At 53.2% G+C, this 23,662-nt stretch carries 21 protein-coding genes and 1 pseudogene; 7 read left to right on the forward strand and 15 right to left on the reverse strand.

Translation table 11 applies throughout. The annotated features are described in order from the left end of the window. Positions 1-5: 5 nt before the first annotated feature. The 3 genes from ACZ51B_RS01250 to ACZ51B_RS01260 all read left to right on the forward strand — a co-directional run bounded on the left by ACZ51B_RS01250 (position 6) and on the right by ACZ51B_RS01260 (position 1,716). Positions 6-326, forward strand: coding sequence for a hypothetical protein (locus ACZ51B_RS01250; protein ID WP_464295414.1), 321 nt, complete (start codon positions 6-8; stop codon positions 324-326). Positions 327-428: 102 nt separating this feature from the next. After that, positions 429-854: a hypothetical protein gene (locus ACZ51B_RS01255; RefSeq protein ID WP_464295415.1), complete on the forward strand. Its 426-nt coding sequence runs from the start codon at positions 429-431 to the stop codon at positions 852-854. After that, complete coding sequence (locus tag ACZ51B_RS01260) at positions 844-1,716, forward strand: hypothetical protein (RefSeq protein ID WP_464295416.1); 873 nt, start codon at positions 844-846, stop codon at positions 1,714-1,716. The genes ACZ51B_RS01255 and ACZ51B_RS01260 overlap by 11 nt, the downstream gene beginning before the upstream one ends. 2 nt (positions 1,717-1,718) lie before the next feature. Here the strand turns inward: ACZ51B_RS01260 and ACZ51B_RS01265 are convergent, their stop codons facing one another. Genes ACZ51B_RS01265 through ispG form a run of 3 tightly spaced genes read right to left on the reverse strand, consistent with a single transcriptional unit; the run spans position 1,719 to position 4,278 of the window. Continuing rightward, entirely contained in the window at positions 1,719-2,354 is a 636-nt protein-coding gene (locus ACZ51B_RS01265) for a haloacid dehalogenase (RefSeq protein WP_464295417.1), read from the reverse strand. 21 nt (positions 2,355-2,375) lie between these two features. Next, the gene (locus ACZ51B_RS01270; protein WP_464295418.1) at positions 2,376-3,026 is read right to left on the reverse strand and encodes a JAB domain-containing protein; all 651 of its coding nucleotides are present in this window, start codon (positions 3,024-3,026) and stop codon (positions 2,376-2,378) included. Between the two features lie 22 nt (positions 3,027-3,048). After that, positions 3,049-4,278 carry a (E)-4-hydroxy-3-methylbut-2-enyl-diphosphate synthase gene (gene ispG / locus ACZ51B_RS01275; protein ID WP_464295419.1) on the reverse strand — a complete coding sequence of 410 codons (1,230 nt, stop codon included), beginning with the start codon at positions 4,276-4,278 and terminating at the stop codon, positions 3,049-3,051. A gap of 82 nt (positions 4,279-4,360) precedes the next feature. Between ispG and ACZ51B_RS01280 the strand changes: the two genes are divergently transcribed. Then, positions 4,361-4,945 (forward strand): 2'-5' RNA ligase family protein, encoded by a 585-nt coding sequence (locus tag ACZ51B_RS01280; protein WP_464295420.1) that lies wholly within the window; start codon positions 4,361-4,363, stop codon positions 4,943-4,945. Here the strand turns inward: ACZ51B_RS01280 and ACZ51B_RS01285 are convergent. Together ACZ51B_RS01285 and ACZ51B_RS01290 are read right to left on the reverse strand one after the other, a co-directional pair. Beyond that, entirely contained in the window at positions 4,942-5,643 is a 702-nt protein-coding gene (locus ACZ51B_RS01285; protein WP_464295421.1) for a hypothetical protein, read from the reverse strand. The two genes, ACZ51B_RS01280 and ACZ51B_RS01285, sit on opposite strands and share 4 nt — an antisense overlap. A 3-nt stretch (positions 5,644-5,646) precedes the next feature. Further along, positions 5,647-6,093: a hypothetical protein gene (locus tag ACZ51B_RS01290; RefSeq protein WP_464295422.1), complete on the reverse strand. Its 447-nt coding sequence runs from the start codon at positions 6,091-6,093 to the stop codon at positions 5,647-5,649. Between the two features lie 152 nt (positions 6,094-6,245). Between ACZ51B_RS01290 and fusA the strand changes: the two genes are divergently transcribed. Beyond that, positions 6,246-8,354 (forward strand): elongation factor G, encoded by a 2,109-nt coding sequence (gene fusA, locus ACZ51B_RS01295; protein ID WP_464295423.1) that lies wholly within the window; start codon positions 6,246-6,248, stop codon positions 8,352-8,354. Positions 8,355-8,398: 44 nt separating this feature from the next. Here fusA and ACZ51B_RS01300 read toward each other — a convergent pair whose 3' ends face one another. Next, positions 8,399-9,331 carry an HDOD domain-containing protein gene (locus ACZ51B_RS01300; RefSeq protein WP_464295424.1) on the reverse strand — a complete coding sequence of 311 codons (933 nt, stop codon included), beginning with the start codon at positions 9,329-9,331 and terminating at the stop codon, positions 8,399-8,401. 25 nt (positions 9,332-9,356) lie between these two features. Between ACZ51B_RS01300 and ACZ51B_RS01305 the strand changes: the two genes are divergently transcribed. After that, a complete protein-coding gene (locus tag ACZ51B_RS01305) occupies positions 9,357-10,304 on the forward strand; it encodes a DnaJ C-terminal domain-containing protein (protein WP_464295425.1) in 948 nt (315 codons plus the stop codon). Next, positions 10,301-10,708 carry a heat shock protein transcriptional repressor HspR gene (locus tag ACZ51B_RS01310; protein ID WP_464295426.1) on the forward strand — a complete coding sequence of 136 codons (408 nt, stop codon included), beginning with the start codon at positions 10,301-10,303 and terminating at the stop codon, positions 10,706-10,708. The genes ACZ51B_RS01305 and ACZ51B_RS01310 overlap by 4 nt, the downstream gene beginning before the upstream one ends. Before the next feature lie 4 nt (positions 10,709-10,712). On the opposite strand, the gene ACZ51B_RS01315 is transcribed toward ACZ51B_RS01310, so the two are convergent. The 9 genes and pseudogenes from ACZ51B_RS01315 to hisB form a co-directional block, all read right to left on the reverse strand. After that, positions 10,713-11,303, reverse strand: a complete 591-nt coding sequence (locus ACZ51B_RS01315; RefSeq protein ID WP_464295427.1) for a hypothetical protein — start codon at positions 11,301-11,303, stop codon at positions 10,713-10,715. 459 nt (positions 11,304-11,762) lie between these two features. After that, positions 11,763-16,316, reverse strand: a pseudogene (gene rpoC / locus ACZ51B_RS01320) (DNA-directed RNA polymerase subunit beta'); the annotation flags it as partial. A 143-nt stretch (positions 16,317-16,459) separates the two neighbouring features. Continuing rightward, positions 16,460-20,476 (reverse strand): DNA-directed RNA polymerase subunit beta, encoded by a 4,017-nt coding sequence (rpoB, locus tag ACZ51B_RS01325; RefSeq protein ID WP_464295428.1) that lies wholly within the window; start codon positions 20,474-20,476, stop codon positions 16,460-16,462. Positions 20,477-20,639: 163 nt separating this feature from the next. Beyond that, the gene (locus tag ACZ51B_RS01330; RefSeq protein ID WP_464295429.1) at positions 20,640-20,918 is read right to left on the reverse strand and encodes a hypothetical protein; all 279 of its coding nucleotides are present in this window, start codon (positions 20,916-20,918) and stop codon (positions 20,640-20,642) included. Positions 20,919-20,920: 2 nt separating this feature from the next. Then, complete coding sequence (locus ACZ51B_RS01335) at positions 20,921-21,232, reverse strand: hypothetical protein (RefSeq protein WP_464295430.1); 312 nt, start codon at positions 21,230-21,232, stop codon at positions 20,921-20,923. 2 nt (positions 21,233-21,234) lie between these two features. After that, complete coding sequence (locus tag ACZ51B_RS01340; protein WP_464295431.1) at positions 21,235-21,510, reverse strand: hypothetical protein; 276 nt, start codon at positions 21,508-21,510, stop codon at positions 21,235-21,237. 68 nt (positions 21,511-21,578) lie between these two features. Beyond that, positions 21,579-22,304, reverse strand: coding sequence for a 1-(5-phosphoribosyl)-5-[(5-phosphoribosylamino)methylideneamino]imidazole-4-carboxamide isomerase (gene hisA, locus ACZ51B_RS01345; RefSeq protein WP_464295432.1), 726 nt, complete (start codon positions 22,302-22,304; stop codon positions 21,579-21,581). Further along, positions 22,298-22,888, reverse strand: coding sequence for an imidazole glycerol phosphate synthase subunit HisH (gene hisH / locus ACZ51B_RS01350; protein WP_464295433.1), 591 nt, complete (start codon positions 22,886-22,888; stop codon positions 22,298-22,300). The genes hisA and hisH overlap by 7 nt, the downstream gene beginning before the upstream one ends. Further along, positions 22,885-23,490, reverse strand: a complete 606-nt coding sequence (gene hisB / locus ACZ51B_RS01355; protein WP_464295434.1) for an imidazoleglycerol-phosphate dehydratase HisB — start codon at positions 23,488-23,490, stop codon at positions 22,885-22,887. Before hisB ends, hisH begins: the two co-directional genes overlap by 4 nt. Positions 23,491-23,662 lie beyond the last annotated feature (172 nt).

Consider the following 23,662-nt stretch of genomic DNA (forward strand, 5'->3'; position numbering starts at 1 on the left):
CACGATTGCCCATGAATAACGACACCCCAACGGGGGGAGTGTCTCCCCTCGACTGGCTCGTTCTTAACGGGCATCCCCTTCCGAAGTCAGATGAGCTACCTCAGCTTCGGGAGGTTTGGATGGAAATAGGGCTGTCGTTTCAAGAAATGGAGCATCTCCAGAGGCTCATCAAGACGAAGATTGAGCTGATTGACGATCAGATCTTTCTGGAAGCCATGCTAGGCGGTCCGGCTATATCGAATGAAGAATCCCCTGACTTCCCCGCTTTGCTGCGGCAGCAAGAGCTTTTGAATGGCGCCTTAATGCTGATGCAGCTGTTAGGTTAAGAAACGCACGATAATACCAAAGTTTCTTCAGTCACTTTAGACAAATCACTTGTATTATATAATTTGCTGACCTCATTCAAGGGTCACATTCGGTGAGCAAGTATGAGTGCCATCGCAATCCCCAAAGAATGTTTCGATCGACCACCTGGTGGTCCCCCTACGCGAACCTGTTTTGATGGTTTACCTTCTGATGACGGTGAATCTTTCAGCAAATGGCTCGCCAGCAATGTGTCTCGGCTGATTGAGAGCGTCAGGGAGATCGCCGCTGACAAACCGGATGTCGCCATTGCGTTGCTTGAACAGCGACGTAGCTGGATCATCTCTTACTTGGACACGATGCGGACCTATCAGCCGATGGATCTGCCTCCGTTTCCGAATTTCCCGTTGGATTATCTGATTACGAAGCCAGATGATCCTGAAGGACAGCTTGTTGGACTGCTCAATGCGTTAGACGGTGCAATTTATGAGATCCGTTCGTTTCTCACAAATCAAAGTGAACTCAGAAGCCGTCTGAACTATGATGGATGAGCAGTCCAAAGAAAGTTCTATTCAAGCTGAGATTCAGAGACTGATTGCCAAGCAAGAGCTCGTTGACGATTTAGACATTCGACTTGCTTTGCAGGGACGTATCGACACCTTAGAATCTCAGCTGGTTTCGCTTAAGAAACTTGAGCAGGCGACTACTGAGGACTCTGAAGAGGAGACCGTTCCTGAGACCACGCCCGAGCAGTTGCGGGAAGCTGAGAACCTGATTCGGCAATCAAAAGTCGAGAAGATGCGGGGTCAGAAAGTAGAGGCCAGCAAACTGCTTCGTCAGGCGGCGGACGTTGCTCCTCACGCTGCGACTGTTCTGGAGGCGATTGCCGATGAGATGGTGGAGCAGAAAAAGATGCGGGATGCTCTGTCTGTTTACGGTCGTGCTCTTAAGCTTGCGCCGGGCAATGTTGGATTGGAACGGAAGCACGCCAACCTTGTGCTTGAAGTCAATTCGTTGGGTTCATTGGACGACCAGATGAAGCGTAACCTCAGCGATAGCCCCTTTATCGGAGCTGGAGAAGGTTTGGCCAGTCTCGGATCGGCGCGAATCCTGAACGCGATCGTTCCTGGAGTTGGGCACATGGTCTTGGGCAAGACTCAGATGGGAATGGGTCTTCTTGGGGCTTGGGTGCTTTGTGCGTTCTTGATGTTGATCAATCAGCGCGACATGGGCGAGCTATTAAGATCGCTGAGTGGTCATGGAGGAAAGCCGACCATGTTCGCTTTCTTGCCGATTATATTCGCGCTAGGAATCTATGTGACAGCGATTGGGACGCTTGGGGGTAAGCAGTCGGCCCCTGCACGCAACTCCGTGGATCGTCCTACCCCTCCGGTTGATCTTCCGTTTGAGTGAAGCTACTCGGCTGCGAGTCGTTCGTGAACGGCTCGCAGTTCTCGAATGAGTTCCTGCTGGGTGGTGGTCGCGGTGAGGTCGCTTCGAGTTCTTTCGATGACGGCTCTGAGGGCATCACAGGTTCTGCGGAGGCCGCCGGTCATGGAGTCGGCGTAGTCGAAGGTGATGAGATCATCGTAGATCGTCTCCATCTGTTTGAGGATTCGCTCAGCTTCTTCGATGTGGCCACGCCTCATCTCGTCGAGAGCGAACCTGCGGACTTCGCTGGCAGCCTCTCCCATGCCATTGAGGTAGCTCATCACCTGTGCGCCTAGTTCCTGGACGGTTGGGTAAGGATGGGCGTGGACGATTGCCAGGACTGCTGCCGCCTCGACCATCTCCTTCTCTGTGTCGTGAAGGTACGCGGGGTTTAGCTCTGGGAAGGGGGCGAGGATAGCTCGGGCTGATTTCGCGACTTCCTTCGCTTCTTCCAGGAGGTTTTGCGCTTCGTCGAACTGGTGTCGATGGACATGCCGAATCGACTTGGCAGAGAGTTGGCCTAATTTTCTGCATTGCACGAGGGCCGCTTCTCGCGCTTCGTGCATGGCCTGTGCTCTCTCTCGCAGCTCCGCCACAATTCCGTCCCAGTTTGACTTCACACAAAGAAAGACGGTTGAGAGCTACATAAGGCGCTCGCGATTCAGGGACTTGAAGCCTCTTTCCGCGACAATGACGTGGTCGAAGACAGGGATATCGAGCATGTCGCCGATCTGTACCAGTCGTTTGGTCACTTCGATGTCTTCTGGACTGGGTGTGGGGTCCCCGCTGGGGTGGTTGTGCGCCACGATGATACTGGAGGCTCCCTCTCGGATGGCTTCTCTAAACACTTCCCTTGGGCCGACCACGCTCATGGTAAGAGTTCCGATGTGGATGGGTGCCACACGCAGAATGCCACTTTTGCTATCGAGAAGGATGGCTACAAAATGCTCCTTCTTCTCAAGACGGAGCCCTTCAAGGAGGGCATAAACGTCTTCGGGGCCTGTGATCTCGGAGATTTGGCCGCGTCCGGTCATGGCGGCCCTTCGGCCGAGTTCCATGAGGCTTTGAGCTCGTATCACTTCAAAGCCTTCCAAGCCGGTCATCTCGGCGATGTCTGCTAGTGACGCATCACTAAGGCCCTGCATGGTTCGGTAGCGGGTCAGAAGGCTTCGTGCCATGACCTCAGCTTGGGCTGCTGCCTCGTCGGAACGAGAGAAGCCCACCGAGATGAGATCTAGGGGGGAGGCAGCACGTACGCCTGATTTGCGAACTCTATCCGTAGGTGAATCCAAGACTCGATCCTTTTCTGTTGTCTCAGAGCACTTTGAGCGGAATTCGACTCTCGGGCTTTTCAGCGGTGTTTTCTGGGGGGTCTTGCCATACGCCATCGGTTTTCAATAGGGCAATTAACTCTTCAACGCCTTGCCCTTGATCAATACCGTTTTTAACGATCTCACGTTTCCGATAAAGCGTAATTTTTCCGCCGGCTGCGCCAACGTACCCATAATCGGCGTCCGCCATCTCTCCCGGACCGTTCACGATGCAGCCCATGACCGCGATATCGAGTCCTACCAGGTGCCTTGTGGCTTCCCTTACCTGGTGCAAGACGGTGGGCAGGTTGAATTTTGTTCTGCCGCATGAGGGGCAGGCGATGTATTCGACCTTGGTCTTTCTGAGTCCAAGTGCTTGAAGGATGTCGTAGCAGACTGGGATCTCGTTGATGGGGTCTTCGGAGAGCGAAACTCGAATTGTGTCGCCGATTCCTTCCATGAGGAGTGTGGCGATTCCGGCGGTCGATTTGATCCGCGCGTATTCGCCATCGCCAGCTTCGGTGACGCCGAGGTGGAGTGGGTAGCTCATTCCCTCTTCCTCCATGCGCTTGACCATGAGGCGGTTAGCTGCGACCATGACAGGGACCCGTGAAGCCTTGGCCGAGATATTGAGGTTCCTGAAGCCGTGCTTCTCGCAGATGCGCAGGTACTCCATGGCGCTCTCGACCATGCCGTCGGGTGTGTCGCCGTAGCTGACGAGGATGCGTTCGGAGAGTGAGCCGTGGTTGACTCCGATTCTCATGGCACGGTCGTACTTCTTGCAGGCTTCGATGACGGGGAGGAAGCTTTCTTCGATTGCGGCTCGTTCGGCGATGTGCTCGGCTTCGGTGTACTCCACTTGGTTGGTGTGTTTGTGGAATACAAAGAGACCTGGGTTAAGACGGACCTCGTCGACGTGCTTTGCGGACTCGACTGCGATGGCGGTGCCCTGGTGGTGGACGTCTGCAGTTAGCGGAACATATTTGTACTGTTCGTTGAGTTTGGCGCGGATTTCTTCTAGAGCTTGCGCCTCGCCAAGGCTGGGAGTGGTGACACGGACCATTTCGCATCCTTCCCGGTGAAGGGCGATGATCTGCTCCACGCAGGCTTGCACGTTGCGGGTCTCTTCCGTGATCATCGACTGGACAACCACCGGGTGACCGCCACCAATCGTGACTGGCCCAACACGGCAGGGGGTCGTAGCACGGCGAGGATAGGTTGGGTCTAAGCTCATACAGTTCCGCTTACTCTTGACTACGCAAGAGCTTCTTCTATTGTGGCAGCGTTGGACGTTGTTTGATAGAATCAATGTCGCTGTGAGCACACTGTTCCGGAGTTATATCGGGTTTCGCATGCCGTCGGAGATGGCACCGGCTCTTCTTAAAGCTCAGATGGAGATTCGTCGGAGAACGGCGTCGGAACCGATACGCTGGTTGAGTGAGTCTGAGTTTGTTTTGACGTTGGTCAGCTTGGGCGAGTGTGAGGTGGACACCCTTCATCGGGTGGCCGAGATGATTCGCCCTCTCTGCGCTGCGCAGCCTCATATCGCTTTGGATATTGCCGGGTTTACAGGCATTCCCAACGCGATCCAGCCCAAGCTGGTGGCACTGGCAGTTGGTGGAGATGTCGGAACGATATCCACACTACAGGAACAGATGCAGAATGTACTGGCGCCGATCATCGATCCTAACGAGAAGAGCTACCCACCTCACATTGTGATGGGAAGATTGCGGACGGAGTCGAGCCCTGTACGAACGAGTGTTGGGCAGCAGATGAGACACATGAAAAAGGACCTGATTGCTCAGGTCCTTTTGAATCATCTTGAGATCTTCGCTTCTCAAGCGGATGAGGGCGGGATCAGCTACCGTTCGCTGATCCAACTTCCTTTTGGTTTGTCCTAGCCGTAGTTGGTGTACTTGACCCTTCGTCCGCCGCCACCTAGCAACTTGGCGATGAGCCAGATGATGAAGATGAATACTACGAGGCCGAAGATCAGGCGCAAGAAGCTGAATGATCCTGGATAGTAACCACCTCCGTAGTAAATGGGAGGAGAGTAGTAGAAAGCGGGATGGAACGGCGTGTACATGTACCATGCTGGGCGTGCCCAACCGTAGCTGTAGTCTGCCCATCCGCCGTAGTAGTATGCGGGTCGCGAGTAGCCACCGTAATAGATGTTGGTGCTTCTCGTGTAGTTCATGCCCCGGTATTGGCTTGGAGCATTGATGCTAGTGGAAGTCACGCGTCCAGAGTTCCCAAAGCGTCCGGTTGAGTTGAATGAACTCGAATTGGTTCTTGGCCCTGTGGAAGTGGATGTTCTCGGTGCACTAAATCCACCCGATCGGTTGGAAGAGCCGCTGCCGAACGAGCCACTGGTGCTTCTAGATCCAAAGCTAGAGGGTGAAGTTCGGGAAGAAGTTCCGCCAAAGGAACCACTACCCCGGAACGAACCGCCACCACCAAAGCTACGACCACCGCCACCCCCGAAGGACGAGCGACCGCCGCCAAAGCCACGCTGCGCCAACGCAGGGGTGATGAGCGTAATGGCCAAGACAAAAGCCGTCAGGACGACTAGCGTTTTAGATTGAAGAAAGTTCCTCATGTTCTATAGAAGGTTGTAAGTAGCTACTTCGCTCGCTCCAAAGATCTTTGGTTTGAACAAGGTTAGATACGCGGAAGCCCTATTGTCGATGGCATTTATTTCTACGTTTAGGTCCATTATCTCATTGGTGACTTCAACGCCATCCAAAAAGACTCTGGTGAACTCAATCGCAAACATAGCCGACCGGTTTTCTACCGTTACTTTATGAGTCGGAAATTCGAGGTCGATCTTTCCTGGGAAGATTCCAAATTCACCAGCTCCATCTTCTTGCGGTAGTGCAAAAGCGGTCATCTCTCCACCATTTGCGATTCCGCCACGATGAGGCTCGCCGAATTCGTCTCTACCTGTCTCTAGGGTAATGATGAGCTTTGACGCAAGAAATTCTTCGCCATCAAGGTACAGCGTGGTGCTATCCCAATCGCCGCCAGTATTAAAGATGAAGTAGTTCATCTACATGTAGTTTAGCCAACTGCGTGCGAAATAGTGGGTCTATTGTCTTAACAGGCGTATATTGAGATAAGACGCCGCCGCGGTGTCCATGCTTCTTTCAGATGCCGCGCTCGCCGCGACGACGCCGAATCTAACATAGCGGAGGGAATCAGGTGAAGCAATACACCCCCAACAAGATTCGAAATGTGGCGATTGTAGGTCATGGCGGAGCTGGCAAGACCATGCTCATTGAGCACATGCTCTACACCGCCGGAGTCATTGAAAGAGTAGGCACTGTCGATGCGGGAAACACCCAAAGCGACTACGACCCATTAGAGATCCGGCGCAAGATCAGCCTCAGCGCCAGTGTTGTGCCTTTGGAGTGGCATGACCACAAGATCAATCTGATTGATGTTCCAGGCTATCCCGACTTCATTGGCGACCTTCATGGCGTTGCTCGGGTAGTTGAAGCGATGATCCTTGTTTGTGAAGCCAAGCGAGATTTGGATGTTGGCTTTGAACTTGCCTGGGAGATCGCGGAAAAGCACGGACTCGCCAAGTGTATTTTTGTCAACAAGCTTGAGCGAGACAATGCGGACTTTGAGGGTCTGATGGACTCCCTGCACCAACGATACGGGCGCATGGTGGTCAGCACGCAGATCCCGATTGGGCACCAGGCGGCATTCAGCGGCATTCTTGATCTGCTCAACATGAAGGTGTACAAGGGCAAAGATCGAGGCGTTGAGATTGAAGATGTTCCCGCTGGCTACACGATGGAAGCTGAGGAGCGGCGTGAGAAGATGATGGACGCTGCGGCAGAGGGCGACGACGATCTGGCTTTGAAGTATCTGGACGGCGAACCTCTTACGGAAGATGAGATCGAACATGGTCTGCTGGTGGGAATTGAGCAGGGTCGGGTTGTGCCCGTGCTTATCGGTTCCGCGATGAGCGGTATTGGTGTGGCTACACTTCTTGATAGGATCATTGGAGAACTTCCCTCTCCGGTTGATGCACCGAAGACGATGGACGGCACTTCGATCTATGTGGAGGGCACTGAGGGGGATCGCACCGCGATCGAGCCTGCTGCCGACGGCCCGGTGGCTGCGTTCTGCTTCAAGACCACGGCCGACCCGTATGTGGGAAAGATCAACTTTGTGCGTGTCTTTAGTGGTTCTCTGAGGGCTGATGGGCACTATCTGAATATCAATCGGGAGTCGGATGAACGGCTCCATAACTTGTTCTATCCACACGGTAAGGGGCAGGAGACTGCTGGCGTGATTTCTCCCGGGGACATTGGGGGCATTGCGAAACTTACGAACACGCATACGGGGGATACCTTGACCACCAACAAGGATCGTATTCTCCTTCCAAGAATCGAGTTTCCTGAGCCGATCTATCGGATTGCTATTCAGCCGGCAACTAAGTCGGATGAGGACAAGCTTGGAATTGCTCTGGCTAGATTGCAGGAAGAGGACCCGACTTTCCGTCATACACGAGACACTGCGACCCACCAGGAGATCTTGGAAGGGATGGGAGACATCCATCTTGAGACGGTTATCGAGAAGATGAAGTCGAAATTTGGAGTCAACGTGGTCGTCACGGATGCACGTGTTCCCTATCGGGAGACGGTTCGGACAGTGGCGAAGGCACAGGGGCGCCACAAGCGGCAGACAGGTGGCAAGGGGCAGTTTGGGGACTGCTGGATTGAGCTGGAACCTCTGGATCGTGGAGGCGGGTTTGCTTTCGAGAATAAGGTTGTCGGTGGCGCTATTCCTAAGAACTTCATCCCCGCTATTGAGAAAGGGATTCGGGACGCGATGGACCATGGACTGGTGGCGGGCTTCCCTGCAACCGACATCAAGATAGCGGTTTATGACGGCAGCTACCATGACGTCGACTCGAATGAACAGGCGTTTAAGATAGCCGGAGCGCTCGCCCTGAAGGCGGCTGCGGAAAAGGCTCAGGCGGTCGTTTTAGAGCCTTTGATGACCGTAACCGTGGATGTGCCCGACGAGTGCGTTGGGGACGTTGTAGGCGATCTGAACGGTCGTCGTGGGCGATTACAGGGCATGGACCCGATTGCAGCCGGAAAGACCCGCATTCGAGCCATTGTGCCTATGGCGACGATGATGCGGTATGCCTTGGATCTTCGGTCTATCACGAAGGGCCGTGGGCGTTTTCGGCAGGAGGTATCTCACTACGAAGAGGTGCCCATGAACGAGCAGCAGAAGCTGGTGGAAGAGTTTGTGAGCACACGCGCCCTTCACGAAGCTGAGCATTGAGTTCCCTGTCTTCTCTGGCACCTTGTGTGGTGCCAGAGAAGTTTCTAGCGGGCGATAAAGGCGATTTCGGCTCGTTCGACTTCCGTGTTGATGACACTGCGCACCACGGGAAGCTGCTCTTCTACGATACCGGCGGCCTCTAAGAGTCCTTCTTCCATGGGAAGGATGCAGCCCGGGGTTTGGTTCTTCATGCCTGCTTCGTAGGCGAGGGAGTTTGCCACGGCAACAATGGCAGTGGTCTGAGCGTGCTCTTGATCACTGAGAGGATCGTGGTGATATTGGACCGCGTTGCGCACGATTGGTGAAAAGCCCCACTGCTGCGCTAGGAGAACCCCCACCTCTGTGTGGTTGCAATCGAGTGCGCGGCGCTCTGCATCGTACAGGAGGATCCGTTGGGAGCGTGCTGTTTTGATGGCGATCTCTAGCTTTTCTGGACAGAACTTCTCCATTGCAAGGACGCCCACGTCGTGCATCATGCCGGCTACGTAGACCTCTTCTGCCTTCATGGGGATGCACAGCTTTGCAATGAGACGTGCGGCTGTTGCTGTGCCGAGGCTGTGCCGCCAGAAGGCGAGCTTATCGAAGCTTTCTGCTGCCGCTTTACCTTCCAACATCTGTTGGTAGGCTACGGAGACAACTAAGCTCTTGAGCGTGTTCATTCCTAACACGCTGACCGCGCGACCGATGGTCGCGACGTTTGACATGCCATAGTAGGAAGAGTTTGCAACCCGAAGGACCTTTGCGATGATTCCGGGGTCTCTCTCAACCACCTTCTCAAATGCTTTTGGGGAGGCGTTGGGATCGTCGACTAACCTGAGAACAGCTGTCACCGCTTGAGGTAATACGGGTAAATTTTCGCTCCTCGATATTCGTAGCTCTAAAGTCCTGAGTGACACACCGTAGTTGTCGGCAGAATGAGAGAAAAGCTTCACGCTGAAAAAGTGCGAAACTAATCGTAGATATTGAGCGTTATACACTCATATACTTGAGTGAATTACTGGTATGGCAAACGACTACTATAAGACCCTTGGTGTGGCCCGGACGGCGGATGAGAAAGAGATCAAAGCTGCCTATCGCAAGCTTGCACGCAAGTATCACCCAGACGTAAACCCGAACGATAAGAATGCGGAGTCGCTTTTCAAGGAAGTCAGTGAGGCTTACGATGTCCTCAGCGACCCCGAGAAGCGCGCGATGTATGACCAGTACGGGTCTTCTTGGGAGCAGGCGCAGCAGGCGGGTGCGCCTCCTGGAGGCGGAATGGCTGGAGATTTTGGTGGTTTCAACATCCCAAATGGTGGTGGTGGCTTCAACGAGATCTTTGAGCAGATTTTTGCTGGTGGCGCTCGTGGCAGAACTCGATTTGGGACCCACTTTGAGGATATCGAGTCTCAGCAGCCGCGCGATGTGGAGAAGGTAGTCGAAATTTCCCTTGAGGAGATTGATCAGGGCTCCAAGCGAACCCTTACCTACCAGACAATGGATGCCAGCCGCACTCGCGAGGGTGTCACGAAGATTCCGACGACTAAGAAGGTGGAGGTCAAAATTCCTGCGGGAATTTCCGACGGTAAGAAGCTGCGGGTTCCAGGAAAGGGCGCTGCAGGTATCAACGGGAAGGCGGGAGATCTTTACGTTGTCGTGAAGTGGGCGACTCATCCGACCTTTAAGTTGGTAGACGATCACCTTGAGGTTGAGATTGCTGTTCCTTATACGACCGCTGCACTCGGCGGTGAGATCAAGGTTCCTACTTTGCGATCCAACGTCTCGATGAAGATTCCGGCTGGGACTCAGAGTGGTCAGCACTTCCGTTTGGGTGGTCAGGGTCTGACCAAGCTGAACGGTTCGCGTGGCGACCTGATGGCGTTGATTAAGATTGCGGTCCCTAAGAACGTCTCTGGAGAAGAGAAGAAACTGCTTGAGCAGATTGTTGAATTGAGTAAGGCTAAGGCATGAAAACTGAGAACCAGCCCGTCTATATGATTGGTGTGGCCGCTCAACTATGTGGCGTCCACCCACAAACCCTTCGTCAATACGAACGTATCGGACTTGTATCTCCCAGTCGTGTGGGGGCAAAAAATCGACTCTACAGCGAGGCGGACATTCGTCGGGTCCGACGCATTCAGCGCCTTACCCAGGAGATGGGTGTCAACCTCGCGGGTGTCGAGCTGATTCTTCGTTTACTTGATGACATGGAAGACATGCGAAAAGACATGGAGACCCAATTTGAGGCTTATGTTGTGGAGGCCGAGAAACGAATTGTGCAATTGATGTCGGCTAACCCAAGCACTCCGATACGGAAGGACGAGACTTTGCTGCCAGTTCCCAACTTTAGGATTCGACGTAACGTGGATCTCTAGAGGGCTACGACTCTAAAAGGTGAGTTAGTTCGCGGTTGTAGTTGTAGAGGAACTCCAGGACCTGTTCTTGCCTACGTCCGATGTGGATTTTGCATATACCACTAAGGAGTATCATCGCGTATCCATCATGTTGCCCTAATGAGTTGACACGCATCATTTCCACGTAGTCGATGCCAATGTTTGAAATGAAGCCAGTAGGGCCGCAATCGTTTGCATCCACTATATGGACCAGTGTATTAGACTTTTGCGCTTCAACCAATTGACCGTGAAAATCCATGTGGTCTTCCGATATAGGTTGAAACTCGCGTAAATTGATCTCGTCGCGGTGCTGATATAAGAGCTCCATCTTCAATAGGTAACTCGTTTCAGTATCTGCGCGGATAATGTGTTCGGGCTTGATGATCCGGCGACCGTCTGCTTCGCCTCTTGGGGTTAGACATCGGAGCACTAACTGCCTACAATCCACATACTCGACAAAGCCGACTTCATAGGCCTGAAACTCTTCCGCATCCGCATAAACGGCCACAGCCCTATTTTGGTTGTGCGCAGCGATAAGAATCTCTAAAACTCGTGTTGTCGCAAAGCTGTCTGACATATAAGAAAATTCACCATTCGGTAGAGATAATATACCTTAGTACTACCATAAAACGTGCAGCTTTTATGATCGATGCTAAGTAAACACCGTATTTCTTCCATGTGCTGCTGGCCCAAGATTGAAGCTAGCTAGCAAGCACACCTTCTATATCTATTAAGTATGCAAATTTGCTGATAATGGTTAGCGAAATTATTGATTTACAGTAGAAACAATCATATTTCCGCAATATGAAACAACCAGGGACGAAAAAAAGGGTGTGGAGCTTGAAGCTCCACACCCTTAGACAGTTCTCCGTAGAGATCGGTTCCCTTAGGACTGATCGAAGTCATCCTCATCGGCTGCCATGTCGGCGAGTGATGGGAATGCGAGTGCTCCGATACCGTCGTTCGGTCCACGATCCTCAGCTTCGACCAATGCGGTGAGCGACTGCTCTGCCCAGCTTGGTCCTCGCTGTACATCGACCGCCACATCTCGGTACTGCTTGACGCCGGTACCAGCTGGGATGAGTCGTCCGATGATGACGTTTTCCTTCAGACCGATCAACTGGTCCTTCTTTCCACGGACTGCAGCTTCCGTAAGAACACGAGTGGTCTTTTGGAACGATGCAGCTGAGAGGAACGAGTCTGTTGCCAAGGAAGCTTCGGTGATACCGAGAAGAATCCAAGTTGCGTTGGCTTCCTTCGGATCTCGCTCGACGTTCTCGCCGGTGATTGGATCAACATACTTGATCTTCTTGCCGGACTGGATGAGACCGCGAACGTGGTCGTTGCTTCGCTGGTAGGAGAATCGGTCTACGATCTGACCTGGCAGGAATGGCGTGTCGCCTGGTTCCTTAACCTGTCGCTTTCGCAGCATCTGGCGGATGATGACTTCAACGTGCTTGTCGTTGATGTCTACACCTTGGCTCTTATAGACGGACTGGAGGTTTTCGACGAAGTAGTCGTAAACCGCTGCCGCGCCTGCAAGCTCCAAGACCTCGTGCGGATCTCGAGGACCTTCTGTAAGAGGGTCTCCCTTGATGACCTTGCTGCCTTGCTTCACTGGCAACTTACCGAGTGGCGGTACCAGGATCGGATAGAAGATGGTGACCTTAGCGACTTCTGCCTTTCGGAGAATTGCAAGAGAGGCGGTGGTCATCTTCTGGCCGATGACCTTCTGGAGGCCATGCTCGTACTCGCCGTTGCTGTTCTGCTCCCACTGCTGGATATCGCCGATGTAGGCATCCTTGATGGGTCCGGTAACAGGAACGGTTGACTCGATGACTACCCATCGACCGAAGCTCGACTCGCGGATGTCGCGAACGATACCGGTTACAGGGCAGATAATGGCTTTACCACGAGGCTGTCGTCGTGCTTCGAAGATTTCTTCAACACGGACGATACCGCTGGATTCACCCGTCCAAGAGTAGAAGAAGGTCTTTCGAGATCTTTCCCACAGCTTTCTTGAGTCGCTGTCGGCCTTATCGGCGGCCTTCTGTGCTGCCTTGGTCTGTCGGTCGGACTTGCGCTTGACCTTAGGATCTGTGAGGTCGACCTCAGCATTGATCGTAAGAGGCACTGCATCCTTGTTCTGGAAGAACGACTTGACGATGCTCTCTTGAGTCTCAAGGAGCTTCGTTGGGTCGAACTGCTTCATGTCGGTATCTGTTGCGGTTGCAAAGTCCTCCATGAACTGTCGGATGAACTTACCGGTCTTATACTGGTTCGTTCTTGCAATGGTCGCAGATCCCGCAACACCACCCGTATGGAACGTACGCATGGTTAGCTGGGTTCCAGGCTCACCGATGGACTGTGCTGCGATGATTCCGACAGCAACACCGACTTCTACGAGCTTGCCTGTTGAAAGGTCGGAGCCGTAGCAGTTGGCGCAGATACCTTGAACGAGGTCACAGGTAAGAGGCGATCGGATGATGACGCTGAGGTAGCCGTGCTCGTCGGCATCAAAGCCGAAGCCACGGTACTTGTCCATGATCTCGTTTCGCTCTTCTTCTGTAGCTGCTGCGTTGTACTCGGCCACATACTTGTTCTCGATCACTGCGATTCGCTTCGCGTTGTCGCGGGTGATGAGTTCGTTGTGGTTGGTGAGCTGCTCACCCGTCTCAGGATCGACGATGGAAGAGAGAGCCATTCGACCGAAGATACGATCAGAGATCGGCTCGATTGCCTCGCCCTGGTCCACGATTCGGTGAGCGAGAATTCCTTCTGTCGTTCCGCAGTCGATGGACTTGACGATGACGTCCTGAGCCACGTCGCAGAGACGTCGCGTGAGGTAGCCAGCGTCAGCAGTTCGGAGAGCGGTGTCCGCCAGACCCTTACGTGCACCGTGCGTGGTTACGAAGTACTCAAGCATTCCTAGTCCCTTGTGGAAGGAACTCTTAACGGGCAACTCGTAAATAACTTCGTTGAACTGGTTGAACATGAGTCCGCGCATACCAGCGAGCTGAGCAAGCTGCTTAACGGAACCACGAGCACCGGAGACGGTAACGATGGAGAGCGGGTTCAACTGCTTGAGACCTGCGACGATCTCTTTACCGATTTCGTCGTAGGTTTCCGTCCAGAGCTTAACGAGGGTTTGCGTCATCTCGTTATAGGTGAGCATTCCGCGTCGGAACTGGTTGGTGATCTTGGTGGAGCGGTCGTCGGCTTCCTTGATCATTTCCTCACGACGTGCAGGAGGATCCATGTCCGTGATTGCGACAGACAAGCCGTAGCGAGTCGCCCATTTGAAGCCCATGTCCTTCATGTCGTCGAGCAGCTTGATAGTTGCTCCGACGCCCGCTCGGCGGTGGCAGGTGAGAATCATCTCGGCGAGAGCCTTCTTATTGAGCTCGCACTTCAAGAACTCGTCGCTATTGCGCAGAGGGTATGGGAGGATTGTGTTGAGAACCAACTGACCAGGGGTTACCTTGACGACGATCGTCTCGAACTCCTGCTCGTATGGCTGCAGCTCGTCGATCTCATCGCCCTCTTCCGTGGTGATCTTAACCTTGTGGTACTCGATACCTGTGGTGGCGTCTCGGTAGTCCACTTCCTTGTCAGGGCGGAAGATCGGTCGAGTGATTCGCACCTTGACAGGGTCGTTCACGAAGATTCTCTGCTCTGCAATCGGTGTATCGAGAGCGAAAATCACCTCTTCCGGATTGGCATAGAACTTAGGAGCAGGGTTCTTTGTTGGGTCTTCCTTGTACAGTCTTTCCTGCTCATCCAGCTTGTCGCGTCCGGCGTTCGAAACGAACGTCAGAGCGTAGTTGCCAAGGATGATGTCCTGTACAGGTGCACAGGTAGGTCGACCGTCTGCAGGCGAGAACAGGTTCTGCGTGGAGAGCATCAAGACTCGGGCCTCAGCCTGTGCCTGGGTGCTCAACGGAATGTGAACCGCCATCTGGTCACCGTCAAAGTCCGCGTTGTAAGCGTTACAAACGAGCGGGTGAACCTGAATAGCCTTACCGTCTACGAGGATTGGCTCGAATGCCTGGATACCCAATCGGTGAAGGGTAGGAGCACGGTTGAGGAGAATCGGATGCTCCTTAATAACCTCTTCCAAGCCATCCCAAACTGCTGGGTGCATTCGGTCGATCATTCGCTTCGCTGTCTTGATGTTCTGGGTGATTTTCTTCTCAACCAGCGACTTCATGACGAACGGTTTGAACAGTTCAAGCGCCATTTCCTTAGGCAGACCGGCTTGGTGCAGCTTAAGGTGAGGACCGACAACGATAACGGATCGTCCGGAGTAGTCAACGCGCTTACCAAGAAGATTCTTTCGGAATCGGCCTTCTTTACCCTTCAACATGTCGCTGAGGGACTTCAGAGGCCGTGAGTTAGAACCGACCACTGGGCGAGCTCGTCGTCCGTTATCCACCAACGCATCGACGGCTTCCTGAAGAAGTCGCTTTTCGTGGTTGATAATCGACTCAGGAGCGTGGATCTCGATGATCTTCTTGAGTCGGTTGTTTCGGTTGATGATTCGTCGATAGAGGTCGTTAAGGTCGGAGGTAGCGAAGCGACCACCGTCTAGCTGAACCATCGGACGAAGCTCGGGTGAGATGACTGGAACGACGTCCAAGATCATCCACTCTGGGCGAGACCGGCTGCTGACAAGAGCTTCCACGACTTCAAGTCGCTTGATGGCTCTTGCGCGTCGCTGGCTCTGGGTCATGATGATCTCTTGTCGAAGCTCGCGTGCGAGTCTCTCAAGATCCACGACCAGCAAGAGTTCCTTGATCGCTGCGGCGCCGATGTTGGCACGCACGAGGCTGGTCAGGTCCTTACCGATTCGATCGCCGACAGAGTAAAGCAGTTTAGAAACTGCGCGGTACTTGTCTTCGTCGATCAGCTGATTTCTCTCCAGCTTTCCGAGGATCTCAACTGCGAGGTCGAGGTCCTTCAGACGCTCGTCAGCGTCGCGGTACTCAGCCTTGATTCGGTCGTTAACGGCTTTCGCACGCTCTCGAGCGAACATCTCGTCGTACTCTTCGCGGTTGCTGTTAAGGTCTGCAGCGAAGCGGCCAAGAGACTCCTCCTCTAGTTCGCGCATCTGCATCTGTAGCGAGGCCTTTTCGGTCTCGACAGACGAGCGAATCTCTGGAAGGAGGTCTTGAATCTCTTCGGTCTTGATATCGATGATAATGAAGGACGCGAAGTAGATGACCTTCTCAAGCAGCCTCGGGGAGATATCGAGGATGAGCGAGAGAGGCGAGGGTACGCCCTTCAGGTACCAGATGTGGCAGACAGGGGCTGCCAGTTCGACGTGACCCATTCGCTCACGACGAACCTTGGACCGTGTGACCTCGACGCCGCAGCGTTCGCACACAATGCCCTTGTACTTAATCTTCTTGTAGCGGCCACATGAACATTCCCAGTCCTTCACCGGACCAAAAATCTTCTCGCAGAAAAGCCCGTCGCGTTCAGGCTTAAAGGTGCGATAGTTAATGGTCTCAGGCTTCTTAACTTCACCATGAGACCAGCCCAGGATGTCTTCGCCCGAAGCGATACCGATCCTGATCTTATCAAACAGGCTGACGTCTGCCATAAATTTCTCTTTCTTACTCCCTAAGCCCTTGCATCTCTGCTGGGGCCCGTTTTTGTCGTATACGTTATCGACATATGCTCTAATCGGAGCCGCTCGATCCATCGAACGGCTCCGTTAGAAGTGGTTATTTAGTTGAAGAAGCCGACCGATCGAGCGAGACGCATATCGTCTCCACCCGACAGTTCATCGAGATCCTTCAGAGGCAGTTCCTTGTTACCGGCGTCTTCGACGGCGACCTTCAGACAGAGTGAACGAAGCTCGTTCACCAGGATCTTGAAGGACTCAGGAATACCTGGCTCAGCAAGTGTTTCACCCTTGACAATGCTCTCATAGGCCTTAACTCGACCCATGACATCGTCCGACTTGATGGTGAGAAGCTCTTGGAGAGTGTAAGCGGCACCGTATGCTTCAAGTGCCCACACTTCCATTTCTCCAAACCGCTGACCACCAAACTGCGCTTTACCACCCAACGGCTGCTGGGTAACGAGCGAGTAAGGTCCGATCGAACGAGCGTGGATCTTCTCATCTGCAAGGTGCTCGAGCTTCAACATGTAGATCATGCCAACAGTGATTGGGTTTGGAACCTTCTCACCGGTGAGACCGTCACGGATGGTGCTCTTACAGGTGCGTGGATCGATACCGGAACGAGTAAAGACGTTCTTCTCGATTCGCTCGAGAATCTCTTTATAGATCGCGTCGTCGGCAGCGAATGGCGCTTCGTTGAGTTCGTCCTCAGGAATTTCTGGAACGAAGGTTTCGAAGTCCACCTCACCAAGCTCTTGCAGGGTGAAGACTGGCGAAGCGGCAACGATTCGGCTGACGCGCTCCAGACCATTCTTACCTAGCTCTCGGAGTCGAGCTTCTACCTTCACCAACATCTGGTCAAAGTAGTCGTCCTTCTCGAACTTGACGTCGAGCATCAGCTCTGCATTCATGTAGGCACGGAGCGCCTGGCTTCGCATGTGGTTAGCCAATCGATCCATTTCACCGAGGATTTCGCCTTCGGTTGCGCCTTCAAACGCGGGGCACTTGTACTCAATGCCAAGGTGCTTTCCAACATAGCCAAGGTGCGTTTCCAGAATCTGACCGATGTTCATACGGCTAGGAACACCCAGTGGGTTCAGCACGATGTCTACCGGAGTTCCGTCTGCGAGGAACGGCATGTCTTCTGCGGCAAGAACCTTCGAGATAACTCCCTTGTTTCCGTGGCGACCTGCCATCTTGTCACCGACCATCAGCTTTCGCTTCTGGGCTACATAGACCTGAACGGTCATGTTGGTGCCTGCTGGCAATTCGTCTCCAGGAATCTGGAGCAAAGGCTCATCGGTTCGGTCGCAAACGAGTCGCTCGCGCTTCTTCGATTCCTTGTACACGTAGTTGATCGAAGGGCTGAGATACTTGTATCGGCTGAAGACCTTGACGTCTACGATAGTTCCCTTTTCACCGTGAGGCAATCGGAGAGATACGTCGCGTGTTTCTTCAGCTTTCTTACCAAAGATGGCGATGATGAGTCGCTCTTCAGCGGTCATCTCAACCTGCCCCTTGGGAGCTACCTTACCAACCAAGATATCTTCTGGTCGAACTTCTGCACCGATTCGGATAATTCCGTTTTCGTCGAGGTCCTTCAGGGCCTCTTCGCCAACGTTTGGAATGTCCCGAGTGATTTCTTCTGGTCCGAGCTTGGTATCGACTGCTTCGCTCTCGTGTCGCTCGATGTGGATGGACGTATAGACGTCATCCTTCACCATGCGCTCCGAGATGAGGATCGCGTCTTCGTAGTTGTAACCGTTCCAAGGCATAAACGCTACAAGAACGTTCTTACCAAGTGCCAACTCGCCATCGTCACAGCAAGCGCCGTCTGCAAGAGGGTCACCCTTGAGAACGCGCTGTCCGAGAGCGACAACAGGTCGGTGAGTGAAACAGGTCGACTTGTTGCTCTGCACGAGGTGCATAAGCTCGTATCGATCCACTTCACCGGTATCTCTTCGAATTCGGATCTCAAGCGCCGTCACGTACTCGACTGTTCCAGGGAACTTCGCGATGACAGCAGCGCCGGAGTCAACGGCTGCAACTCGCTCGTATCCGGTGCCCACGAGAGGCTTTTCGGATCTCAAGCAAGGAACTGCCTGGCGTTGCATGTTCGCGCCCATCAGAGCACGGTTCGCGTCGTCGTTCTCTAGGAACGGAATCAGCGCGGTAGCAACCGAGATGATCTGAACAGGCGAAACGTCCATGAAGTCGATGCGATCTCGAGCGACGATTGGATAGCTTGCACCACCCACGTCACCACCGGCGCAGCGAACCTGAACTCGGTCTGCTTTGATGAGACCAGACTCATCGCTTTCCACGTCCGCAGGAGCAACGAGCTGGCCCGTCTCTTCCTGTGCGGTCATGTAGATGATTTCGTCCGTCACGACGCCGTTGTTCACCTTTCGGTAAGGAGTCATGATGAAGCCGAACTCGTCCACACGAGCATGCGTGGTGAGCTGAGAGATCAAACCAATGTTTGGACCTTCAGGTGTTTCAATAGGACAGATTCGACCGTAGTGAGAACGGTGAACGTCGCGGACTTCCAGCTTGGCGCTGGTTCGTTGCAGACCACCAGGTCCAAGAGACGAAAGACGTCGCTTGTTGGTGATTTCCGACAGCGGGTTCGTCTGGTCCATGAACGTGGACAGCTGGTTGCTACTAAAGAAGCTCTTAATGGAAGCGCTGACCGGCTTAACCGAGAGAATGATGCCTGGTAGCAGATTCTCTTGATCAGTGGAGGTCATTCGCTCTCGAGCAACCTTCTCCATTCGGACGAATCCGAGGCGGAGCTGACTTTGCAACAGTTCACCGACCGATCGAACACGCTTGTTCTTAAGGTCGTCAATGTCGTCTCGCTCTGCTTCACGATTCACATAAGGGACCATCTTGATCAAGATCGTGACCAAGTCATCCGAGGTGAGGTTTCGTGAGTTGAGCGGCAGATTGATACCGAGCTTCTGGTTCAAGAAGCGGCGGCCAACCTTTCCAAGATCGTATCGCTTGATATCAAAGAACAAGCCGTACACGAGTTGCTTCGCGGCTTCTTCGTTTGCGGCTTCACCTGGGCGAAGTCGCTTATAAATATCGAGCAATGCTTCTCGAGCATTGGTGGTTGTATCTGCATCAAGCGTGGACTCCGCAAGAGGAAGAACTTCGATCAGCTTGAGGTTTGTTAACCCCATTGCTTCGATCCGCTTAGCGGTATCGCGATCGATTCTTTCGCCTTGTCGAATGATCAGTTCCGAGCCGTCGCTCAGATCTTCGATCACACGCTTTCCAACCAAATCATCTAGGGTTGGGGTTTCAAGAACAACTTCTTTACTGAAGAACTTTCGAATTTCTTCGTTCGTTCCTAGCGGGGTCTCCAGGACGGCCTTCATCTCTTGAAGTGAAGGAGGGAACGCGTCGATATCGGCCTGGCTTAGAACTCTGCCAGCCTCGACTAAGACCTCACCTGTGTCGCCATCAACCACCGGCTCGACAACTCGTCGACCAGCAGCATTGGACAGCAACATTTCCTGCCGACCTCTACCTTTTTCAAAGTAGTAAAGGGCTTTCACCAATTGGGTGAGTGGCAGTTTCTTGGTTTGGCTTATTTGCGTTCGAACGACCAAGTTCGAGTCGGATTCGACTTCGAGCCATGGGCCTTCGTTGGGGATCACACGAGCTGATACAACGACTTGCATCGAGCTGTCGACACCCTCTTCAAAATACAGACCTGGGGAGCGGCTTAACTGACTTACAATTACACGCTCTCGTCCGTTGATAATGAACGTGCCTTTGTCGGTCATCACTGGCAGGTCGCCAAGATAAACCTCAGACTCGATCACCTCACGATCCCGCCCACCAAAGCGAACAATCGCCTTGATCGGGGTTTCGAATGTCATGTCGCGATCCCTGCAGTCCTGAATGGAATACTTGGGCTCGCCTAACGTGAACGAAACGAGTTCGATATAATTGGTCTGGGTGAAATCCCAGATCGGACTAAACGTCTTGAAAAGCTCTGGAAGGCCCTCTTCTAGGAACCATTTATATGAGTTCAGTTGAAGTTCAATAAGGTAGGGGACCTCGAGGAACCGGCCGATTCGCTTCGAGGACGGCTGAATAACTCTCATCTAGCCTCCGGGCACATTTACGCGAACTAGTACATTACCGCCAACCAACCAGCAAAGTCAACAAAACGCTAACCTTGCCAGTGAATTTTCGGAAAGTTCGTTCACACGACAGAAAATACAAGACGGATGGGAAGTCCGTCTTGCTTCAGGTATCGAAATCTTATTAAGAATGGAGTCTCTGCTTAATAGCGTCACTCTGCTCTGGAATGTTCGGTAGGCGGTTCTGAGTAAGGCTATCCAGCATCAAGGTTTGCTGGTGGATTAACTCTTTCAGTTCGCTTACTTCCCTCGTTAGCTTTTCTACGTCGCGATCAAGTCCGTCGTTCCGCTGGGGACTCTGATGGATGATGAGTGCCATCTTCTGCTGGTGACGCGTTAGGATCGCGATGATGGGAACCATGAAGAAAACAAGGCTCACTATGACGGGGGCTAGATCGTGCATCACTATAGTCCCGCTTGAATTTCGCGCGTTTCGGTGTGAGGTGCGGGCGGGGTCTGCATCGGTATCCGCGGCTGACTATCGACACTGATCGCGAGTTGATGTACGATCTCCTTCAGTTCGCTGATTTCCTGGCGAACAGCCTGGATATCATTGTTCGAAGTTTGAGCGTGGTTCTTGTGAATCAGTTCCGCCATGTCTCGCTGGTGCTTGGATAACAAGGCGACGATTGGGATCATGAGCGCGATGATTGGAATCATCACGCTGACAAGTCCAATAGGATCAAAAGCTGCAAGCAGGCCATTCAAGTTAAACATATTCAGCGGTTCCCCACAGGCTCCTTGTAGCCGACCATGACGGACGGTACAGGGAGATCCCTCTTAGTTAGATTGTCCAACATAATCGTCTGTTGGTGGATAAGAGTCTTTAGCTCCCGCATTTCTGACTTCACGGCGTCCAACTCCATGCCAAGTTGACTTGACTTGTCACGATGAATGATTTCTGTCATCTTCTGTTGATGACGCGTCATGATTGCCACTACCGGAATCAAAGCGAACACCACCGGAACAACTATCTCTTCGTTCAATCCAATCATCTCACTTCCCTCTTTGCAAGACAAGATGATTGTAATTCAATAATTTTAAGGTCCTAGGACGATTTCGTTTAATTTTTTAAAAGAGAGACCGCGTCTTTGACAGAAAACTTACCTTCATAGATGGCTCGCCCCACGATGACGCCTTCGGGGCATTCGTCTCCTAGTGCAAGTAACGCTTCGAGATCGCTTAGTTCTGCGATGCCACCGCTCTGGATGACCGGTACGGGAACCGCCCGCTGAACATCCAAAAGCAATTGAGTGTTGGGTCCGGTTAACATGCCGTCGCGGGCGATGTCGGTGACGATGAATCGCTTTGCGCCGCCTGCAACCATCTGCTGAGCAAGTTCGACAGCTGTCACCTCAGACTGGTCGAGCCAGCCTGCAACCGCAGCTTTTCCTTCTCGTGCATCGATTCCTGCGACGACGCCTTCGCCTAGTTCTCTGAAAAGAAGTGCGGCAAGTTCTGGGTCTTGGACCAGTTTGGTTCCAACCACGACTCTTTGCACACCAGCATTCAAGGATGACTTTGCGACTTCGAGACTTCGGATGCCTCCGCCGAATTCCACTTTGAGGCCGGTTTGCGACGCGATCTTTTCAATCCAGTGAAGGTTGGAGGGGAGTCCAGTTTTGGCCCCATCTAGGTCGACGACGTGGAGCCACTCGGCACCTTCGTCTTCAAACAGTTTTGCCAGAGCGACTGGGTCTTCGCCATACACCTTTTCGCGGTTGTAGTCGCCTTGGGAGAGCCGGACGCACTTGCCACCCAATAGATCGATTGCGGGGAGGACTAGCACTGAAGGAAACGCTCCAAGATTCTGAGTCCAACTGCGCTGCTCTTCTCGGGGTGGAACTGAGTGCCCCACACATTCTTATGTTGAATAGCCGCCGTGAACTGAATTCCGTGCTCCGCCGTAGCCACCACATCCTCAGGGTTTGTGCACTCTACGTAGAGAGAGTGAACGAAGTAGACCTGTTCGCCCTGCCGCCCGCCTTCGCCTAAACCGTCATGGCGAACGTAGTTGAGAGCACTCCAGCCCATGTGCGGGACCTTCAGTCCAGGTGAGGGCGGCAGATACTTTACGGTGCCAGGCACGATCCCTAAGCCCTCAAATTCTCCTAGCTCTTCGCTTCTTTCAAAAAGAAGCTGTTGGCCCAGGCAGATGCCCATGACCGGATTGCCATCGGCGGCAAAGGATCGAATATCCGACTTGAGTGGGGCAAGCTGCTGCATTGCCGCTCCATAGGCGCCGACTCCTGGGATGAGGAGCTTGGTTGCGCCATCGAGATTAGTTGAAACCTGGACCTCGTGCCCCAGCTTGCGGACGGCTTTTTCGAGCGAGCTAATGTTGTTAATTCCGTAGTCTAAAATCGTGATCAATCGCGCTTCCCTTTCGTTGAGGTTGAGCCGCGTCGCTCTGTTTTTTGAACGGCATCTCGGAGCGCACGTCCGAACGCTTTGAATGTTGCTTCGCAGACGTGATGATCGTTCTCGCCTGCAATCTTCTTGAGGTGAATGGAGATGCCGCTGTGCGAGGAGAGTGCACGGAAGAACTCGCGAACACACTCCGTGGAGAGATCGCCAATCATTTCTCTCTTGAACGGGATGTCGTACGTGAGCATTCCACGGCCTGAAATATCGATGGCGGCCAAGATGAGGGCTTCATCCATCACGGTGTGGTTGGATGAGTATCGCTCAATAGGAACACTGGGGTCCAGCGCTTGGCGAATGGCTTGTCCGAGCACGATTCCCACATCTTCTACGGTGTGGTGATCGTCAATCTCAAGGTCACCCTCTGCGCTCACTCCTAGATCGATTTGACCATGGAAAGCCAACTGCGAGAGCATATGGTCGAAGAAACCGAGGCCTGTTAGAATGTCTCGACGCGTTCCGCCATCAAGGTCTAGAACGATCTGTACGCGGGTCTCTGCCGTCTCGCGATACACCTCTGCGTACCGAACTCCCGGCGTTTCCTTGCTCATGCCGTGCAGTTTACACCGTCAGTTCGGACGAACTTAACAGAACGATAAAATAGAAAGGACCTTCTGACTAGAAGGCCCTTTGTCAACAGGAGGTGGTTCTTACTCGAAGGGTTTCGTAATGAATTCGTCTACGCTGACACCGCTCCATTGCAGCCAGAGGCGCCCAACGGTT

The organism is Fimbriimonas sp. LA-C6, assembly GCF_055398105.1.